The sequence below is a fragment of the Alteromonas sp. MmMcT2-5 genome (assembly GCF_022348315.1).
Classification (GTDB): Bacteria; Pseudomonadota; Gammaproteobacteria; order Enterobacterales; family Alteromonadaceae; genus Alteromonas; species Alteromonas macleodii.
In genome coordinates this window covers 1-1,340 of the sequence record NZ_JAKRFB010000141.1, presented here as the reverse complement: position 1 = coordinate 1,340, position 1,340 = coordinate 1, and the positions used below count along the sequence as shown (strand labels likewise).

Annotated in this window: 1 rRNA gene; it reads right to left on the bottom strand. The window is 51.3% G+C overall.

Annotation, left to right across the window (positions count from 1 at the left end):
• A 23S ribosomal RNA gene (locus MHN09_RS21325) occupies nt 1–1,340 on the bottom strand; the annotation flags it as partial.

Genomic DNA, 1,340 nt, shown 5'->3' with positions numbered 1-1,340 from the left:
CTTAGATGCTTTCAGCGGTTATCCGTTCCGAACATAGCTACCGGGCAATGCCATTGGCATGACAACCCGAACACCAGCGGTTCGTCCACTCCGGTCCTCTCGTACTAGGAGCAGCTCCCATCAATCATCCAACGCCCACACCAGATAGGGACCGAACTGTCTCACGACGTTCTAAACCCAGCTCGCGTACCACTTTAAATGGCGAACAGCCATACCCTTGGGACCGACTTCAGCCCCAGGATGTGATGAGCCGACATCGAGGTGCCAAACACCGCCGTCGATATGAACTCTTGGGCGGTATCAGCCTGTTATCCCCGGAGTACCTTTTATCCGTTGAGCGATGGCCCTTCCATACAGAACCACCGGATCACTATGACCTACTTTCGTACCTGCTCGACGTGTCTGTCTCGCAGTTAAGCTAGCTTATGCCATTGCATGTTAGAACATCAAACATACAAGGGTGGTATTTCAAGGACGGCTCCACACAATCTAGCGACTGTGCTTCAAAGCCTCCCACCTATCCTACACATGTAGGTTCAATGTTCAGTGCCAAGCTGTAGTAAAGGTTCACGGGGTCTTTCCGTCTAGGTGCGGGTACACAGCATCTTCACTGCGATTTCAATTTCACTGAGTCTCGGGTGGAGACAGCGTGGCCATGGTTACACCATTCGTGCAGGTCGGAACTTACCCGACAAGGAATTTCGCTACCTTAGGACCGTTATAGTTACGGCCGCCGTTTACCGGGGCTTCGATCAAGAGCTTCGTCCGAAAACTAACCCCATCAATTAACCTTCCGGCACCGGGCAGGTGTCAGGCGTACCTTCTCCCGAAGTTACGGTACAATTTTGCCGAGTTCCTTCACCCGAGTTCTCTCAAGCGCCTTAGTATTCTCTACCTGACCACCTGTGTCGGTTTGGGGTACGGTTCATATAATCATAAGTTTAGAAGCTTTTCCTGGAAGCAGGGCATCAACAACTTCACTCCCTTGGGAGCTCGTCTCGTGTCTCGGCCTTGAAAACCCGGATTTACCTAAGTCTTCAGCCTACTCACTTTCACTTGGACAACCAACGCCAAGCTTGCCTAGCCTTCTCCGTCCCTCCATCACTGATTATATAAGTACGGGAATATTAACCCGTTTCCCATCGACTACGCATTTCTGCCTCGCCTTAGGGGCCGACTTACCCTGCCCTGATTAGCATGGGACAGGAAACCTTGGTCTTCCGGCGTGGGAGTTTTTCACTCCCATTATCGTTACTCATGTCAGCATTCGCACTTGTGATATGTCCAGCAAGCTTTACAACTCACCTTCATCCACTTACACAACGCTCCCCTACCCAGCA